Raw genomic sequence first — 16,760 nt, forward strand, 5'->3', positions numbered from 1 at the left:
GCCGAAACCGACCATCACGAACCAGTGGGCCACGCCGACGTGCCCCCACTTGAGCATCTTCGTGTGGCCCACGATCTCTTTGAGCATGTTCCCGAACCGGGCCCCGAACGGGCCGCGCCTGCTCAGGTCCGGTTGTCCGAGACGGATCGACGACAGCATCCGCCGCACTGTCCGCACGACCATCACCACCGCGACGGCCGTCACGGCCAGGCAGATCAGGCCCAGGACCAGCTGCAGAGCACTCATGCTCGCGGCCTCCCCCTCTCCGGCGACGCTGCCGGTTCGTTCACGGCGGTCAGCGGTGCGAGAACGACGGCTGCCGCTTGTCCACGAAGGCCGCCATGCCTTCCTTCTGGTCCTCGGTCGCGAAAGTCGCGTGGAACGTGCGCCGTTCGAAGCGGACTCCTTCGGCCAAGGTGGTCTCGAAAGCCCGGTTCACGCTTTCCTTGACCATCATCGTCACCGGGGCCGACATGCCCGCCACGGTTTCAGCGGTCTCCATCGCGTCGCCGAGCAACGCCTCATCGGCCACTACCCGGGCGACAAGTCCGCTGCGCTCGGCCTCCGCCGCACCCATCATCCGCCCGGTCAAGCACATCTCCATCGCCTTAGCCTTGCCTATAGCGCGGGTAAGCCGCTGCGAGCCGCCGATGCCCGGGATCACGCCCAACTTGATCTCCGGCTGCCCGAACTTCGCGCTCTCGGCAGCGATGATCACGTCGCACAGCATGGCCAGCTCACAACCGCCGCCGAGTGCATAGCCGGACACAGCCGCCACCAGCGGCTTGCGCACCGCAGCGAGCCGGTCCCACCCGGCGAACCAGTCACTGAGGTAGACGTCCATGTAGGACTGCGATTGCATCTCCTTGATGTCGGCACCGGCCGCGAACGCCTTGGACGAGCCGGTCAGCAGGATGCAGCCGACCTGATCGTCCCGGTCGAGTTCAGCCGCTTGCTCGGTGACCTCCTGCATCAGCTGGAGGTTCAACGCGTTCAGCGCGCCCGGCCGGTTCAGCCGGATCGTGGCGACCCTGCCGATGCGCTCGACCTCGATGGTCTGGTACTCGCTCATCAATCCTCCTCGGGCGTGGCTTCTGGCGGGGCGTGCGGGCGGAACGCTCCCTCACACACGGGTGGGCATGACAGCACGACGGAATTTACTTGGTCGTCCTATTAACTCGATTGACATGCTCGACGAGGAACCGGGCGACTTCAAGCCCGAACGCGGTGTGTCCTGCACCACCTGCGCAAAAATCCCGTGTGCGCACACCGTCGCCTTGCTCCGCGCACACCTCGCTACCGTTCGCCGAGACACCACCCGACCTACCGCAACCACCCCGGAGGGAGTAGCCGCTTCTCCCCTTGTGGGTAAATCGGGTCCGAGCGCATGCCGAACCAGCACTACTGTCTTGATAACGCACGTTATCGCGACCTACCTTCGAACGACCGCAGCGCTTTGCCAACGGGCGCTCACTCACCACTTCCCCGAGCGTGAAAGGTCGTCGCGACCATGCACGATTTCGCCGACATCGATTACAAGGTCGACAACGGGCTGGCCTGGATCACCATCGACCGCCCGAGCCGGTTCAACTCCTTCCGCGCGCAGACCGTCGATGAGCTGGTCAAGGCGTTCAAGCTGGCGTGGGCGAGCAAGGACGTAGGCGTCATCTGCCTGACGGGTGCAGGAGAGAAGGCGTTCTGCGCCGGAGGTGACCAGAAGCAACGCGCCGAGACCGGGGACTACGGCCCATCCGACTCCGGTCTGTTCGAGGTCGATGCCCTGCACCGGGTCATCCGCGACGTACCGAAGCCGGTGATCGCCGCGGTCAACGGCTTCGCCATCGGCGGCGGGCACGTCCTGCACGTGCTGTGCGACCTGACGATCGCCGCCGACACCGCGGTCTTCGGGCAGAACGGCCCGCGCGTCGGTTCCTTCGACGCCGGCTTCGGCAGCGCGTACCTGGCGCGCGTGCTCGGCGAGAAGCGCGCACGGGAGGTGTGGTTCCTGTGCCGCCGCTACAGCGCCGAGAAGGCGGAGCGGTGGGGGCTGGTGAACGAGGTGGTTCCGCTCGCCGACCTGCACTCCGAGGTGCGTTCCTGGGCCGACGAGATCCTCGCGCTGTCGCCGACCGCGCTCAAGGTGCTCAAGCAGTCGTTCAACACCGACACCGAGCACTTCGCCAGCGTCGGCTCGCTGGCGTACTCCTACCTCAAGACCTTCGGCGAGTCCGCCGAGGCGCTGGAAGGCATCAACGCCTTCAACGAGAAGCGCAGCCCCGACTTCTCCGCCTACCGCGGCGCCTGACCGGCAACGCCGGTCACTGCCGATGCGATTCACCGACGAGCAGCAGCGGTTCGCCGCGGCGATCCGCGATTTCTGCACCGACGAGTGCAACACGCTCCAACAGCGGGATGTGCTCACGGACGGGGGCACGCTGGCCAACAGCCCCCAGATCCTGGCCAAGTTGGCCGACCTCGGTTGGCTCGGTGTGTCCATCCCGGAGCAGTACGGCGGTGCGGGCGCCGGCATGGTCGAGGAATGCCTCTTCCTTGAGGCGACCTCGCGCGGGCTGGCGCCCATCACCGCCTACTCCACCGGTCTCACAGCGGCGCAGACCTACCTGCGACACGGCACCGAGCAGCAGAAGCAGGAAATCTTGGGCGGCCTGTGCCGCGGCCGCCTGGAAGCGATCGCGCTGTCCGAGCCCGGTGCGGGTTCCGACCTGGGCTCGGCACGGCTGAAGGCCGTTCGCGACGGCGACGGCTACGTGCTCAACGGCCAGAAAACCTGGACCTCGGCCGCGCACGTGGCCGATCACCTGCTGGTGTTGACCCGCACGTCGGTCGAGGACGACAAGCACGACGGATTGACGCTGCTGGTCGTGCCGACCGACGCAACCGGGCTGGAGATCCGGGCCATCGAAACGATGGAAGCGCACACGGTCAACGATCTGTTCTTCACCGACGTGCACGTGCCCGCAGCGGACGTCGTCGGGCAGGTCGGCCGGGCCTGGAACCACCTCATGCGCGGGCTCAGCGTGGAGCGGCTGATCATCGCCGCGATGTCGGTGGGCGCGGCGCAGCGCTCGCTCGACGACGTGCTCGAGTACGTGCGGCAGCGCGAGCAGTTCGGGCGCCCGATCAGCAGCTTCCAGGCCGTCCGCCACAAGCTCGCCGATCTCGCCACGGACATCGCCTGCTCCCGGTCGTTTGTGTACGAGGTCGCCGAGCGCATCGACGCCGGCGAGGAGGAGCAGCTGGCGCGCGAGGGCTCGATGGCGAAGCTCAAGTGCACGGAGGTCGCAAAGCAGACGGCGTTGGAAGCCATGCAGCTGATGGGCGGCTACGGCTACGCCCGCGAATACGGCATGGAGGGGCAGGTGCGGAAAGCACTCGCGCCGCCTATTTACGGCGGCACCAACGAGATCCAGCGCGAGATCATCGGAAAGGGCCTGCACCTCTGATCACTTGGTGCCGTATGAGCGAGGGCGCTTTCAGCTCCGGACCCTGCGGAGGTGAAAGCGCCCTCGTCGTTGTGCAGCGGCGGTGCGTCACGCGGTTTCCGCTCTCGAAGAGCGATCCTCCTCGTCGCGCACCTTCGGCGGTTCGCCCATCGACCAACCGGACCGCTCGGACGGAGCCCACCCGCTGTAGCGGAATCCTCCGAACCAAGTCTCCGACCTGATGCCGAGCTCGATCGGGATTTCCCGCGCCGCCTCGGACAGGATCGCCTTCCGATCCGCTCCGCGCGCGAGCAACGCCCGGGCCAAGCCCCGGACCAACCGGGAGGGGCCGATGATCTTCTCGATCTTGCGGATGCGATTGAAGGTATCGCTCACGTCAGGCCGGTCATCGCCCTCGAAGGTGCGGAACACTTCCCGGATGAGCGGTGACGGCGCCTCCGGACGGGATTCCCGGTTCGCCCAGTGGTAGGTGCTGCGCGTATCCCGATCCCGGTGCTGCTCCCATCGCCGCACGGCGGAGTCGAGCTCCACCGGATCATCCAAGGTCCCGCGAACGGTTTCGCCGAGTAGGCGCCCGTGGTGGAGTGCGTCGCGCTGCCCTTGGCCGGCCACCGGGTCCTTGAAATGGCCTGCATCGCCGGCCAGCGCCCACCCGGGGCCGCTGGAGCGCCGGTAGTAGGACACCAGCTTCGTCGTCGACCGCAACGGACTCAGGTTGGTGGCGCCTGCTACCCGCTCCGCGAGATTCGGGTCCTCGGCTATGGCGTCCCACCAGAACTGATCTCCGCCCTTCCGGAAGCGCGGAACGTCATCCACCGGCGCCATGAAGACGACCAGCAGCTGTCCCCGCGGGCTCGATGGCAGCGCGAGAACGGTCGGCTTTCCTTGCCGATAGAGCCCGTAGGTCTCGTGCTCGATCGTGCCGACCTTCGGATCGTCCATGTACCGGAATGCGAAGCCACGTCCGTTCTGCGATCCGCGGTACGGCTGCCATTCGCCCACCGCCGCGGCCACCTTCGAATGTCGGCCGTCCGCGCCGATCACGAGCGGAGCGCGAATCACGTGGTCTTCACCGTCGTGCCGGTAACGCACCCCGGTCACCCGACCATCGCGCCGGATGACGTCCTCGAACATGCACCGCTCCCGAACGTCGACACCCGCTTCCCGGGCCGTCTCCACCAGGCACACGTCCTGCTCCAGCCGCGGAACGCACAGTCCGTAGTCGATGCCGTCCACCGGAGCGAAGCGCTCCCGCAGCCGGACGTCCCCGACATGCACTCCCAGATACCGGCTCTGGGCCGGACCGAGTTGCAGGATGCGCGGCAACGCGCCCATGCGCTGCAGCTCAGCTACCCCGTTGGGTACCAGCACATGCGTGGACAGTTGATCCGAGGGGAATCTCGACTTGTCGAGGACGACCACGTTGTGCCCGGCGTGGGCCAACGGCACGGCCGCAGCGGCACCCGCAAGGCGACCGCCCACGATCACAACGTCACATTCTTCAACGGTGGTTGTAGCCACGCGATCGTCCCTTTTCACGTTGAATCCGGATGTCGAGACTTCGGATTCCAGCCAAGCCGGAACACGGTTGATTCGATTGGAACACCGGCCATTCTGCCGCGCCCCGCGTTCAGGTACCGCTGCGATCAGGAGCAGCGCCGTTGGCGCGAGTCCGTCAGCGAGATGCCCTCGGAGCCCCCGCCCTCTCGGACACCGTCTTGTCGCGCCCATCGAGGTACCGCTCCCGGGTCACGAGGTACACCGGAAACGCCATCGAGACGCCGATGTAGGACAGCACGATGAAGAACGCTCCCCACTTGTACCCGAGCCCGATCCGCTTGGCGTCGAATACGACCCACACCATGAAAACCAGCCAGGCTATGGCCATGTCGATGCTGAGGAACGCTGCGGTGCCACCCGGAGCCATCGCATCGCCGAAGAACTGGACCGGATCCAGGATGTTCCCGCCGGCGGCCATCCAGCCGAAGGCGTGCGGCCATGTCAGCAGGAGAGCCACCACTCCGGCCAACAGGAAGAAGAGGTGCCTTACGGCTGCTGACCAAGACGTTGTCATTGAAACCCCTCTGTTGGAAAAACTGAGACGGCGCGAATGACACATGCCATAGCCCTGTATTCGCCGTCGCGACTTCCCCTCGGCGTCATACGGGAACCGCTGCCCGACGAATCGAAGGGTTTCGTCAGCCGCACCTAGATCATCCAACTCGTACGGATGCATCCGCATCCCCACCAAGAGAGATTTCGCTACTCCGTAGGAGGCGGCATAGGGGTGCACTGCCCCGGACCGTTCCATACCGGCGGTGAGACACGTCTGCCGAGGCCGCCGGAAGCGGCCTCGGGCAGCACTTCGGAAGAATTCGCAACGCTCTACTGTCACCGATCACAAGGTGCCGACATCCGGCCGTGCCGGGTTGCCGGGCTCGAACCGGTGTCAGCGCGCCCTTGTCCCCGCAGACGGGGAAGAATCCGCGATCACGCGCGACCAGTCGATCCGCCCCGAGAGCGTGCAGCTCGGGCCACGATCACCGGGGTTTGGCGTTCTCAAGGACGCTCCGACACGTTGGCCTCGATGTGGGAGGAGCTGAGGCGGATGTCCTCGTGCAGGAAGTCGCCCGTGACCGTGTCGAGCGGGAACGCCTCCATCGAGGTGCCGACGCCCGTCAACCCGGTCGATGTGGTCCACCGGACCATCGTGTGCCCGGTTGGTGTGCAGCCGTAAGGAACCCAGTTGTTGAACGCGGCCGGTACCCCGGTCAACTCGTGATGTTCGCCTGTCCTGTCGAGGACCGTCATCTCCAGACGTTCCGGGAACAGGCCCCGATGCCGCAATGACAGCGAGCCGCCGACCGCTCCCCGCAGTTCGCCGTCCTGTACCACGTAACCGTGTTTGAACGCGTGCTGCTGGCCGTCTGGCTGCGACGGGTCGAATTCCCAGATGGCCTGGACCACGTAGTCGTCGTCGAAGTGCGCATTGACGTAGCCCATCGGGCGCATACCGCGTTCCGCCCGCGGCCCCCAGCTGTGGTCCTGGGTGGCGAGGCAGTTCACCTCGTACGCGGTGCCACGGACCTGAATCATTCCTATGACCCGAGTGGTCAGGTCGAAATGCCCTGCGTACGCCGTGCCGAAGCCACTGTGCTCGACTGCTTGGTTCCGATCGTCGCGCGCCATCGGGTCTATAGCGGGATCGTGGATGTCGTAAGGTTCGTGAATACCCTCCAGCTCGAGGTGCAGTTCAGTTCCGCCGACGCCGCTGTAGTCGATCCGGTACTTCCGCGGGGACAGCGATTCGAAGGACATGCCGTTGGGCAGGGTGAACTTCCGGAGATCATCCGGAATGGGAAGGTGATTCTGGATGTCCACGTACCGCGCGTCGAACATGTCGCGCGAGCACCTGTCGATGAACTCGACGTCGCACATGACCGCGCCTGTTCCGGGGCGGAACACCATGTAGACCCAGCCGTAGAGGTTGGCTTCCGGCACGTACATCCCGAGCCAGTAGGTTTCGCCCCACTGGTGGTCGACAACGTCAGGTGTTTGGAACTGCAGGTTCGTCTCGGTGATCACGCCGATGCCCCGTCTCGTGTCGGATACTTGTTCCGGAAGCCATCCATCATCTGGTCGATGGGCTCTACGTCGACCGAGCCGTCCTCGTAGCCGAACGGTTTGAAGAACGACCTGTCGCGCAAAGACTGGGCGTGCTCAGCACGCACGATGCTGCGCGTTGAGCGTGCCACGGATTCGTCAGTGCCGTCTTCGCCCTCGGCTGCGACGAAGTCCGCCACCGCAGTGGCGAGCGCGGCGTGCGCCGCACGGAGGTCCGAGAGACCGACCGGTTCGGGGCTGTCCAGCAACTCGCCCAGGCGACCGGCGGCTTCGGACGTCCGCGGTCCACCTTCGGTACCGAGGACCACGTCGGCGGCCAGATGCCGCAGGTAACGGTGTTCGAGCCGCTCGTACTCCGCGGAGTGCTCGCGTTGTGCCTGCAGCGCTTGGAGATGCCCTGCTACGAGCTGGGCCTGTTCGGTTGCGAATGCGTTGGTTTCGACGGCCGGCGCGATAACGTTCGACAGCGCGCTGATCATGCTTGCGAGCCGAATATCCACTGAAACGATCACCGGGTCACCCCTCTTCCTCGAGCATCGCGCAGAGCTCGGTGGCGAACCGATACCCGGCCGGGCCCAGCCACGACAGCAGCGCATCTTGGTGGTTGGCACCGTCGCGGGCCGCTTTGACGGAGGTGGCCAGTGTGATGGCCATGGACTTGTAGGCGTTATAGATCTCGTACCACCGCAGCGTGGCCCGATCGACCTTACGACCGGAGTCTCGTTCGTACGCCTCGATGAGTTCGTCTCGCTCAAGCAGACCGCAGACCAGGTCCGTGCCACCCTGGTGTGTCATGTAGAGGCGCTGCGTCATCCAGCCGAGATCTTCGTGGTGATCACCGAGGTGCGCCCACTCCCAATCGAGGATTGCGGTGATCCGGCCGGTGGACTCGTCGAAGAGGAAGTTCCCGGTCCGGTAGTCCCCGTGGACCATGACCGGAGATTCACACACGGGAAGATGACGGCGTAACCACCGGTCCACCACCGCGACTACCGGACTATCCTGCACATGATCGTCCCGCCATACTCGCGACATCCAGTTGACTTGCCACAATGCCGCCTGCGTCGTCCCCGGGGCCGGGGCGTGGAAGCTCGGGAGATCGAGCTCTCGCCAATCGACACGGTGCAGGTCCGCGAGGGTGTGCACGAACTGCGGGGCCAATTTCGCTCGCAGATCCTGCGGGAAAGAGGTGCCCAGTCCCGTGACGTTCGGCCCCGTAGCCGGAGCCGTTGGCTTGGTGACACCAGCCACGAAGTTCATGATCATGGCCGGCTGCCCCAGACGGGATCCGGACTCGTCGAGCCAGATCGCCCGCGGCGCCGGCACCCAAGTACTGTAGGTATTCAGGACCTCGAACTCGCGGCGGCGGTCGGTTTCGGCCGCTGTCTCGATCGGGTCGAGCCGCAGCACGTACGGCGCGTCGTCGAGCGAGAACAGGAACTGCTCCTTCGACGCCCCACCGCCCATCCGCTGCACATCGCGCACAGTGCTCCTGGGTGACTCATCTGCGAAGAAGTCCCGCAGAAGATTCTCGACATCCGCAGTATCGATCGGCGAGTACGTGGCGTGGGCAGCGACCTTCTCCGCCTTGCGTCGAAGAAGAGCTCGCACGCCCGGATCCATCTCGTCGCGATCGAGGACGTGTTCCGCTCCGGCTGTTGGAGCCATTTCATCAGCCCCTTTGCTGATATTCCGCGACGTAGTGGCGACATGGCCGACGATGGACGTTCGGACACTCGGTCCCACGACCGCGCTAGCGCCGACCTGTCACCATCCCGGTCGAACAGTTTGGCCAGACCATAAAAATGGTAAATGGTTATACCGCAATGTCAACCGCGGGAACAGGAGACCCAACGCCGCCTGCCCTCCCCGGGTTCCAAGAGCAACGCCATGGCGCCAACAGGATGGGCGCAAAGAAGGAAGCCGGACTCACTGCACGGCGGCGCTCGTCAGCTCGTCCCTGTGCTCGGGCGCCGCGATCGCCGTCAACCGGCGCGCCCGCTGCGGCAGGTCGCAGCCACGGAGGTCCGCCGTACCGTGTTCGGTGACGACGAAGTCCACATCGGACCGCCCGGTGGTGACAGGTCCGCCGGGCGACGCGACGATCGTGGAGTCCCCATTTGAAGTCGCCCGGAGCGTGATGATCGACCGCGCGCCCGTGAGCGCCGCGGCGCGCGAGAAGTCGACCTGCCCGCCGACCGCGCCGATGTAGTCCCCGCGCCGCCGCTCGGCGCACACTTGGCCGGTGAGGTCGACCTCGATGGCGGAGTTGATCGACACCAGCGACCGCAGCCGGGATAGCGTGGTCGGCGAGTGCGTGTAGCTGGCCGGGCGGAACTCGACGGGCAGGTCCCCGAGGCCGTCGTAGAGCTCGGAACTGCCCAGCGCTGCGCCGGTGACGATGAGGCCGGGGTCGATCTCCTTGCGCGCACCGGTGAGCACGCCCTTCTCCACCAGCCGCAGCACCCCGTCGGAGATCATCCCGGTGTGGAAGCCGAGGTCCTGGTGCCCGGACAGCAGGTCGAGCACGGCCCCGGGCAGCGAGCCCACACCCATTTGCAGGGTGTCGCCGTCCTCGATCAGCTCGGCCACGTTCCGCGCGATCGCCTGCTCGACGTTGTCGGGCGCTCGAGCGGGCGCTTCGCCGATCGGGCGGTCGGTCTCGACCACGGCGGCGAAGCATTCCAGCGGAATGCGCGGAGCGCCCGTGGTGGCAGGCATCTTCTCGTTGACCTCGGCGATCAGCACTGGGGTGTGGGCGATCGCGTCGGCGATGTAGTCGACCCCGATCCCGAGCGAGCAGGTGCCGTCGGCAGCAGGTGGGGACACCTGAACGAATCCGACGTCCGATGGCAGCGCTCGCTCCGCAAACAGCCGCGGCAGCGCAGAGTAGTGGCAAGGCACCACGTCGAGTCGTCCACTCCGGCTGAGGCTGCGCAGCTGGCCGAGGGCACCATAGGAGGACAAGGACACGCTGCGGGGCAGCTCCTGCACCAGCCGCTGGTCCCAGCTCAATCCACAGAATGCCCACACAGGACCGATTTCGTCGGCTTGGTCCAGCAGCGCGTGCACGAGCGGGGTGGGCTCGGCACCGGCCTGACTCCACCAAACGCCGGCGCCAGGACCGATGTGGTGTGACAAGTCGATCACGTGCTCACCTGCCTCGTGCGGTTCCGGCCCGAGTGCGCCGCGTGTCCGGTCAGTTTCGAGCACAAAGCGAATCTCCCGCCATCAACGCCAAAATGAGCAGAGCGCACTACGCCGCCGGCACCAGCGGCAAGGCCCCTGCCAAGCGCTCGTTCCACGCTTTCGGTGAACCGAACAGCCGCAGGTCGAGCTTGGCGCGCTTGTAGAACAGGTGGAGGTCGTGCTCCCAGGTGTAGCCGATCGCCCCGTGCATGGTCAGCGCGCTGTCGGCGGCGCGCTCGGCGCCCGCGCACGCTTGGGCTTTGGCCGCTGCAGCGTGCAGCGCGGCGTCGTCGTGGCCTTGATCGACGGAAGCGGCGGCGTAGTAGATGAGCGAGCGCGCCGATTCGACGGACACGAGCATGGTGGCGGCGGCGTGCTTGACGGCCTGGAACGAGCCGATCGGAACGCCGAATTGGTGCCGCTGCTTGCTGTAGTCCACCGCCAGCGTCAGCATCCGCTCCGCAGCACCGAGGCTGTCCGCGGCTACCAGGACGGCCGCTCGCAGAGCGGCGTCAGTGAGGCGCTGGTCGGCGAGCTCGATCCCGTCGTACCGCGCCAGGTCCGGCACGACGACGTCCGCGACGGACCGGCTGCGGTCGAGCAGCCTGCGGTGCACCAGCTCCGCCTCCGTCGCGTCGACGACGGTCAGCGACAGCCTCCCGTCGTCGCGCACGGGCACGAGGAACCACCTCGCCCGGTCCGCGCCGAGCACGTTCGGCACGGTCCCTCCGGCGCGCGATAACGTGCCACCTGCGTCCAAGGGCCGGTCAGAATTCACCGCGAGCGCGGCGAATTCGCCCGAACCGAGGGACCGGGCGGCAAGGTCGGGAGCCCCGCCGAGCAGGGGCGCGGCCACCACCGCGGCAGCCCATGCGGCCGCGGGAGCCGCGCTGCCGCCCAGCTGTTCAGCCGCGAGTGCCAGCTCGACCAGTCCACCGGCCTGGCCGCCGCATTCCTCCGGTGAGCCGATGGCGAACCAACCCTCATCGACGAACCGCCGCTCGAAGTTGGACGGATCGCCGGATTCCAGCCAGCCGCGCACCGCATCGGTCGAGGCGAACCGTTCGAGCCAGCCCCGGAAGGAGTCCCTGAACAGCTCCTGGTCTTCGGTCAATGTCCACCGCATTCCCGCTCCTCCCGGAGTTCCACGGAGTTCCCGCGGCTGCGCTACGACCGGTTGCGAATCAAATAATACTTTAGGTCAGACCCTTGAACCATAGCTGCGGGTATGTGACATGCCCCGCAACGCCGCCTCGGAGAGCAGGGTTCGTCAGCCGTCGGTTGCTTTCCGGATCTCGTCGATCGCCTCGACGTTCTCGGCGCCGGAGAGGTCACCGGGGTCCTGATCCAGCGCCACAGCGCGAATCGCGCGGCGGAGGATCTTCGCCGAGCGCGTCTTGGGCAACTGGCCGACCCGGTGCACCGCGTTGGGGGCGAACGGCTTCCCCAGCTCTTGGGCGACCATCTCCCGCAACTGGTCCGAGACGTCCCCGCCGGCTCCGGCGGCAGGCACCCAGAACGCCCACACCGACTCGCCCTTCTTCGGATCGGGCACGCCGACCGCGGCCGCCTCCGACACCGACGGGTGCGCGGTCAACACAGCCTCCACCTCCGCCGGAGCCAGTCGCTTTCCGGCGATGTTCATGACGTCGTCGGAGCGCCCGCGGATGTACCACTGACCGTCCTCGACCAGCGCGAAGTCGCCGTGCCGCCACATACCCGGGAACGTCGACCAGTACTCCTCCAGGTAGCGCGCGTCGTCCTTCCACACGCCGCGCGTCATCGCCGGCCACGGCTGGCAGCAGACCAATTCACCTACCTGCCCGCGCACCGATCGTCCGGCGTCGTCGACCACGTCGACGTCCATCCCCAGCGACGGGCCGCCGAGCGAGCAGCTGCGGATCGGCTCGACCGGGTAGGGCGACAGGAACGAGCCGCCGACCTCGGTCCCGCCGGAGAAGTTGATGATCGGCACCTTGCCGTCGAAGACGGTTCCAGCCAGCCACTCGTAGGAATCCGGGTCCCACGGCTCGCCGGTGGAACCCAGCGCGTGCACCGAGGACAGGTCGTACCGCTCGTGTGCCGGCTCCTGTCCCGTGCGCAGGGAACGGATCAGAGTCGGCGACACGCCCAGCATGGTCACCCGGTGGCGTTCGGTCAGCTGCCACAGCCGGTCATTGCCCGGCACGTCCGGGGAACCCTCGTAAAGCAGCAGCGTCGCACCGTTGGCATGCGTGCCGAAGATGGACAGCGGCCCCATGATCCAGCCCATGTCGGTCACCCAGCAGAACACTCCGCCCGGGCCGACATCGAAGGCGTAGGCGACCTCGCTGGCCGTCTTGACCAGGAAGCCCGCGTGGGTGTGCACCGCGCCCTTCGGTCGTCCGGTGGTCCCGGAGGTGTAGGCCAGCAGCAGCGTCTCGGTGGTGCTCATCGCTTCTGCCGGACCGGTTCGCCCACCGGGCAGCTCCGACCAGCGCACGTCCCGCCCGGTGGACGTTTCCGGTGCTGCGCCGAGGTTTCCGACGAGAACGACGTGCTGCACCGTCGGGCAGGTTTCCACCGCCTCGTCGAGCAGCGATTTCATCGCCACCTCGCGGCGGCGCCGGACCGTACCGTCGGCGACGATGACGACCTTCGCGTCGGCGTCCTGCAACCGGGCTGCGATCGCGGCCGGTGCGAAACCGGAGAACAGCGGCACCAGCACCGCACCCAGCCGAGCCACCGCATAGCAGGCGATGACCGCCTCCGGATTCATCGGCAGGTAAAGGCCGACGGCGTCACCGCGCCCGACGCCGAGCCCGTGCAGCCCGGCGGCCACCCGTTCGACCTGCTCCTCCAGCTCGCGGAAGGTCAGCGTGCGGGTCGTGCCGTCCTCGGCTTCGTGCACCACGGCCGCTCGCTCCGGCGCCTCGCTCACCCACCGGCCGAGGCAGGCATCGGCGATGTTCAGCGCCCCGCCCGGGAACCAGTCAGGGTGCTCGATGCCGGCGGTGGTGTCCACGACGTCCGAGTACGGTCGGCGGAACGGCAGCCCCAGGTCCTGCACCACGGCGTCCCAGTACCAGCCGATGTCGGCCACCGACCGCGCACGCAACTCATCGATGGACCCGATCCCGTGCGCTCGCGCCAACCGCGTGACGTTGGCGTTGTCCACGTAGTCGTCGGTGGGCTTCCAGGTGTACACGTCAGCTCCTCGGCATGCCGAGCATCCGCTCGGCGACGATGTTGCGCTGGATGAAGGTCGATCCGCCTGCGATCGCGGTGCCGCGCGCTTGGTTCGTCAACCGCAGCCACCGGGAGTCGCCGACCTGCTCGTCGTCGAGGTCGAACTGACCACCGAGCGAGTCCAGGGACAGCCGGAAGTCCGCCAGGTCCTCCACGAGCGGGCAGAAGTACAACTTGCCGATCGACGCGGCCGGTCCGGGCGGCCCGCCCTCGGCGGCTTGCGTGATCACCCGCTGGCCGATCAGGTAGTGCGTCAACGCACGGCCGTAGAGGTCGGCCACCTGTTCGCGCAGCTGCGGATCAGTCCCCAGTGGACGTCCGTCCTCCCCCGTGCGCGCGGCGATGTCTCCGATGATGTCGTCCACTGCGCGCTTGGTGTTGACTCGGCCGGTCGCGATCGCGACCCGCTCGTAGGACAGCGTGCCCATCGCCACGCGCCAGCCGCCGTCGACCTCGCCGACGACGAGTTCGTCCGGGACGAAGACGTCGTCGAGGAACACCTCGTTGAACTCGGCTTCGCCGAGCATGTGCGCCAGCGGGCGCACCGTGATGCCGTCGCTGTCCATTGGCAGCAGGAAGTACGTGATCCCCTTGTGTCGCGGGCCGCCGCCGGTGCGTGCCAGCAAGATCGCGTGCGCGGCGAGTTGGGCCCGGCTGGTCCAGATCTTCTGGCCCTGGATCCGCCAACCGCCGTCGACCTTGGTCGCGGTGGTGCGCAGCGACGCCAGGTCCGATCCCGATTCCGGCTCGGAGAACAGCTGACACCAGATCTCTTCGCCGGTGAGGATCGGGTGCAGGAAGCGCTGCTTCTGCGCATCGGTGCCGAAGTCGATGATGGTGGGGCCGGCGAAGTCCTCCCCGATGATGTTGAGGCGTTCCGGCGCTCCGGCCCGGTCGGTCTCCTCGTTGAAGATCGCCCGCAGCTTCTCGTCGACGCCACCTCCGCCGCACTCCTCCGGCCAGTACAGCCCCGCGTACCCGGCGTCGAAGAGCATCTGCTGCCACTGCCGCCAGAACGGCGCCTTGCCTTCCAGATCCGGCGGTTCCGGCCAGGGCAGCTGCGGCAGCGCGGCGGCCAACCACTTCCTGACCTCGCCCCGGAACCGGGCCTCCGCGGGAGAGTCTGCGAGCTCCATGAACGAACCCTTCATCCGTGAACGGTCGAATGGTATTATAGGACAGACCAAAATGGGAGGGTGTCGCGAGCAGGAGGGCTTTCGACGATGACGGCAGAGCCGCTGGACGAGGTCGCCTTCGACGTCGAACGGGGCAAGATCCGCGAGTTCGCCCGGGCGACCGGCGCCGCGGACCCGGTCCACACCGACCTCGGTGCCGCGCGCGCAGCCGGTTTCGCCGATGCCCCGGCCACGGCTACGCACGTCGTGGTCGCCGGCCATTACCGGGACCAGGCCGCCTTCGTCGCGAAGCTCGGCTTGGCCTTCGAGCGGGTCGTGGTGGGCTCGGTGAAGTGGACCTACCACCGGCCGCCGCTGGCCGGCGACACTCTCCGCGGTGCCCGCCGGGTCGCCGACGATGCCCGCAAGAAGGGGATGCGGTTCGTGACTCTGGAGACCGAATACCTCGACGCCGACGACCATCCGGTAGTCGTGCTCCGGGAAACGTTGATCGAGCGAGGAGATCAGCAGTGAGAGCACCCGTCGCGACAGAGCCCGGCGCGGAACTCCCGACGCGGGAGGTCGGTCCGGTGACGCAGACCGATGTCGTGCGCTTCGCCGGTGCGGGCGGCGATTTCAACCCGCTGCACCACGACCCCGAATTCGCCCGCTCCGCCGGGTTCTCCGGTGTGCTGGCGATGGGGCAGATGCACGCCGGCATGTTGGCGGCGTGGCTGACCGACTGGGCCGGGGTGGAGCACCTGCGCGAGTACGAGGTGCGCTTCGCTGCGCCGGTGTTCCTCGGGGACACGCTGTCGTTCTCCGGCCAGGTGCTGTCGGTCGACGACGGAATCGCCGAAGTGCAGCTCGCCGCAGTCCGCGACGAGGACATCGTGCTGCGGGCCCGCGCCGCGATCAACACCGGTTGAACCGATGCCGGGCTACATCGTCCGGCGCAGGTACTGCGAGATCGCCTCCGCGCGGTTGTCCGCGCCCAGCTTGCGCAGGATGCGCTTGACGTGGGACTTGACCGTGCCGCTGGCGATCACCAGTTCCTCGGCGATGCGGACGTTCGTCGCACCCGTGGCCATCAGCGCCAGCACTTCCAGCTCGCGGCCGGTCAGCGAGGACTCTAGCACCGGAGGCTCGGACCGGCGGGCCGCCGTGCCGGCGTCGTGGCCGCTGAGCTCGACCTCCGCCGAGGCGAGACCGTCGAGCACCTCCTCGACCGCCTGCAACGCCGAGCGCACCTGGTCGCGCTGTTCCCGCAAACGCGCCAGCAGCACCGCGCGTTCGAAGATCTGCCCGAAACCGACCGCGAAGGACCACAGCACGTCGCGGTCCGCAGCGGTGACCGACCCGCGCATGCAGTCCGCATGCAGGAAGCCGATCACACGACCGGTCGGCATGATCGGGGCGGCGACGTAGGAGTTCATCGCGGAGGCGTCAAGCATCGGCCGGTACACCCGCGGGTCGTGGGCGGGATCGGTGATGAGCGCGGGTTCGCGGCGGCGGACCATCTCGGTCTCCAGCGGCATGTCCTCCAGCGGAACCTCCGGGGTGGCCCGCAGCCACTCGGCGAACGTACGTTCCGCATCCCGGCTACCGATGGCGTAGGACTTGTGCGGGCGCCACAGCGCGCCTTCGACGCGGGAGAGCATCACCCGGTGGAATCCGCAACTGCGGGCCACCACCTCGCACACCTGCCCCAGCAACTGATCCGGGTCCTGGAGTTCGCGGAGCCGGCCGAGCCCGGATTCGACTGCGGCGAGCCGCCGGTTTCGCTCGTGAGCCAGGAAATCGCGCAGTTCGAAACGCAACGCGTGCGCCTCGGCCAAGGCGGCGCCGATGGGGGAGGTCGGCTTCCCGGTGGCCATCTCTTCGGCGAGCTGCCCGACCACGACCACCAGGATGGTTTCCATCCCTTGCAGATCATGAGGTTCCTCCGGCCGCTGCCCGGAGAGCTGTTCCACTGTCCTGAGCAACCGCCGTCCCCGGTCGAGCAGCTCAGCCCGCTTGCGGGTGTTCCCGCCACCGGCGTCCCCGTACCGGAATTTCGCGCGCACGATTCCGCGCCCTTCGTCGACGCCCGCTCCGCTGCGGTCGGTGTGACCACGATGATAACGTACGTTCACACAGT

General features: G+C 67.2%; 15 protein-coding genes and 1 pseudogene. 4 read left to right on the plus strand and 12 right to left on the minus strand.

Going from position 1 to position 16,760, the window contains the following annotated elements; all coding sequences use genetic code 11:
* A pseudogene (locus INP57_RS26350) lies at positions 1–246 on the minus strand (Fe-S oxidoreductase); the annotation flags it as partial.
* Between the two features lie 49 nt (positions 247–295).
* Positions 296–1,072 carry an enoyl-CoA hydratase gene (locus INP57_RS26355; RefSeq protein ID WP_200073059.1) on the minus strand — a complete coding sequence of 259 codons (777 nt, stop codon included), beginning with the start codon at positions 1,070–1,072 and terminating at the stop codon, positions 296–298.
* A 438-nt stretch (positions 1,073–1,510) separates the two neighbouring features.
* Between INP57_RS26355 and INP57_RS26360 the strand changes: the two genes are divergently transcribed.
* On the plus strand, positions 1,511–2,305 hold the full coding sequence (locus tag INP57_RS26360) for an enoyl-CoA hydratase-related protein (protein WP_200073060.1): 795 nt from the start codon (positions 1,511–1,513) through the stop codon (positions 2,303–2,305).
* A gap of 22 nt (positions 2,306–2,327) precedes the next feature.
* On the plus strand, positions 2,328–3,464 hold the full coding sequence (locus INP57_RS26365; protein ID WP_307850292.1) for an acyl-CoA dehydrogenase family protein: 1,137 nt from the start codon (positions 2,328–2,330) through the stop codon (positions 3,462–3,464).
* An 87-nt stretch (positions 3,465–3,551) separates the two neighbouring features.
* Here the strand turns inward: INP57_RS26365 and INP57_RS26370 are convergent, their stop codons facing one another.
* The 9 genes from INP57_RS26370 to INP57_RS26410 all read right to left on the minus strand — a co-directional run bounded on the left by INP57_RS26370 (position 3,552) and on the right by INP57_RS26410 (position 14,641).
* Entirely contained in the window at positions 3,552–5,195 is a 1,644-nt protein-coding gene (locus tag INP57_RS26370) for an NAD(P)/FAD-dependent oxidoreductase (RefSeq protein ID WP_200073061.1), read from the minus strand.
* Entirely contained in the window at positions 5,140–5,538 is a 399-nt protein-coding gene (locus INP57_RS26375; RefSeq protein ID WP_200073062.1) for a DUF2834 domain-containing protein, read from the minus strand. Before INP57_RS26375 ends, INP57_RS26370 begins: the two co-directional genes overlap by 56 nt.
* A gap of 485 nt (positions 5,539–6,023) precedes the next feature.
* Positions 6,024–7,049, minus strand: a complete 1,026-nt coding sequence (locus INP57_RS26380; RefSeq protein ID WP_200073063.1) for a DUF7064 domain-containing protein — start codon at positions 7,047–7,049, stop codon at positions 6,024–6,026.
* Positions 7,046–7,600, minus strand: a complete 555-nt coding sequence (locus tag INP57_RS26385) for a hypothetical protein (protein WP_200073064.1) — start codon at positions 7,598–7,600, stop codon at positions 7,046–7,048. The genes INP57_RS26380 and INP57_RS26385 overlap by 4 nt, the downstream gene beginning before the upstream one ends.
* Positions 7,601–7,604: 4 nt before the next feature.
* Entirely contained in the window at positions 7,605–8,756 is a 1,152-nt protein-coding gene (locus INP57_RS26390; RefSeq protein WP_200073065.1) for a phosphotransferase family protein, read from the minus strand.
* Between the two features lie 261 nt (positions 8,757–9,017).
* The gene (locus INP57_RS26395; RefSeq protein ID WP_200073066.1) at positions 9,018–10,238 is read right to left on the minus strand and encodes an acetyl-CoA hydrolase/transferase family protein; all 1,221 of its coding nucleotides are present in this window, start codon (positions 10,236–10,238) and stop codon (positions 9,018–9,020) included.
* Positions 10,239–10,344: 106 nt separating this feature from the next.
* Positions 10,345–11,403 (minus strand): acyl-CoA dehydrogenase family protein, encoded by a 1,059-nt coding sequence (locus INP57_RS26400; RefSeq protein ID WP_200073067.1) that lies wholly within the window; start codon positions 11,401–11,403, stop codon positions 10,345–10,347.
* Between the two features lie 144 nt (positions 11,404–11,547).
* Positions 11,548–13,464: an AMP-binding protein gene (locus tag INP57_RS26405; RefSeq protein WP_200073068.1), complete on the minus strand. Its 1,917-nt coding sequence runs from the start codon at positions 13,462–13,464 to the stop codon at positions 11,548–11,550.
* Position 13,465: 1 nt separating this feature from the next.
* A complete protein-coding gene (locus INP57_RS26410) occupies positions 13,466–14,641 on the minus strand; it encodes an acyl-CoA dehydrogenase family protein (RefSeq protein WP_200073069.1) in 1,176 nt (391 codons plus the stop codon).
* An 87-nt stretch (positions 14,642–14,728) separates the two neighbouring features.
* Here INP57_RS26410 and INP57_RS26415 point away from each other — a divergent pair, with 87 nt between their 5' ends.
* Both INP57_RS26415 and INP57_RS26420 read left to right on the plus strand, forming a co-directional pair.
* On the plus strand, positions 14,729–15,154 hold the full coding sequence (locus tag INP57_RS26415) for an FAS1-like dehydratase domain-containing protein (RefSeq protein ID WP_200073070.1): 426 nt from the start codon (positions 14,729–14,731) through the stop codon (positions 15,152–15,154).
* Entirely contained in the window at positions 15,151–15,549 is a 399-nt protein-coding gene (locus INP57_RS26420) for a MaoC family dehydratase (protein WP_200073071.1), read from the plus strand. The genes INP57_RS26415 and INP57_RS26420 overlap by 4 nt, the downstream gene beginning before the upstream one ends.
* Before the next feature lie 12 nt (positions 15,550–15,561).
* On the opposite strand, the gene INP57_RS29860 is transcribed toward INP57_RS26420, so the two are convergent.
* Positions 15,562–16,755: a LuxR C-terminal-related transcriptional regulator gene (locus tag INP57_RS29860; protein WP_307850293.1), complete on the minus strand. Its 1,194-nt coding sequence runs from the start codon at positions 16,753–16,755 to the stop codon at positions 15,562–15,564.
* Positions 16,756–16,760: the final 5 nt, after the last annotated feature.

The organism is Saccharopolyspora galaxeae (assembly GCF_016526145.1).
GTDB lineage: Bacteria > Actinomycetota > Actinomycetes > Mycobacteriales > Pseudonocardiaceae > Saccharopolyspora_C > Saccharopolyspora_C galaxeae.

What these genes read in the sequence shown, in the direction of transcription:
- INP57_RS26370 (WP_200073061.1), bottom strand. Translation starts at nt 5,195, where the DNA reads ATGGGCGCGACAAGACGGTGTCCGAGAGGGCGGGGGCTCCGAGGGCAT.
- INP57_RS26375 (WP_200073062.1), bottom strand. Translation starts at nt 5,538, where the DNA reads ATGACAACGTCTTGGTCAGCAGCCGTAAGGCACCTCTTCTTCCTGTTG.
- INP57_RS26390 (WP_200073065.1), bottom strand. Translation starts at nt 8,756, where the DNA reads ATGGCTCCAACAGCCGGAGCGGAACACGTCCTCGATCGCGACGAGATG.
- INP57_RS26410 (WP_200073069.1), bottom strand. Translation starts at nt 14,641, where the DNA reads ATGGAGCTCGCAGACTCTCCCGCGGAGGCCCGGTTCCGGGGCGAGGTC.
- INP57_RS26355 (WP_200073059.1), bottom strand. Translation starts at nt 1,072, where the DNA reads ATGAGCGAGTACCAGACCATCGAGGTCGAGCGCATCGGCAGGGTCGCC.
- INP57_RS26365 (WP_307850292.1), top strand. Translation starts at nt 2,328, where the DNA reads ATGCGATTCACCGACGAGCAGCAGCGGTTCGCCGCGGCGATCCGCGAT.
- INP57_RS26415 (WP_200073070.1), top strand. Translation starts at nt 14,729, where the DNA reads ATGACGGCAGAGCCGCTGGACGAGGTCGCCTTCGACGTCGAACGGGGC.
- INP57_RS26360 (WP_200073060.1), top strand. Translation starts at nt 1,511, where the DNA reads ATGCACGATTTCGCCGACATCGATTACAAGGTCGACAACGGGCTGGCC.
- INP57_RS26400 (WP_200073067.1), bottom strand. Translation starts at nt 11,403, where the DNA reads ATGCGGTGGACATTGACCGAAGACCAGGAGCTGTTCAGGGACTCCTTC.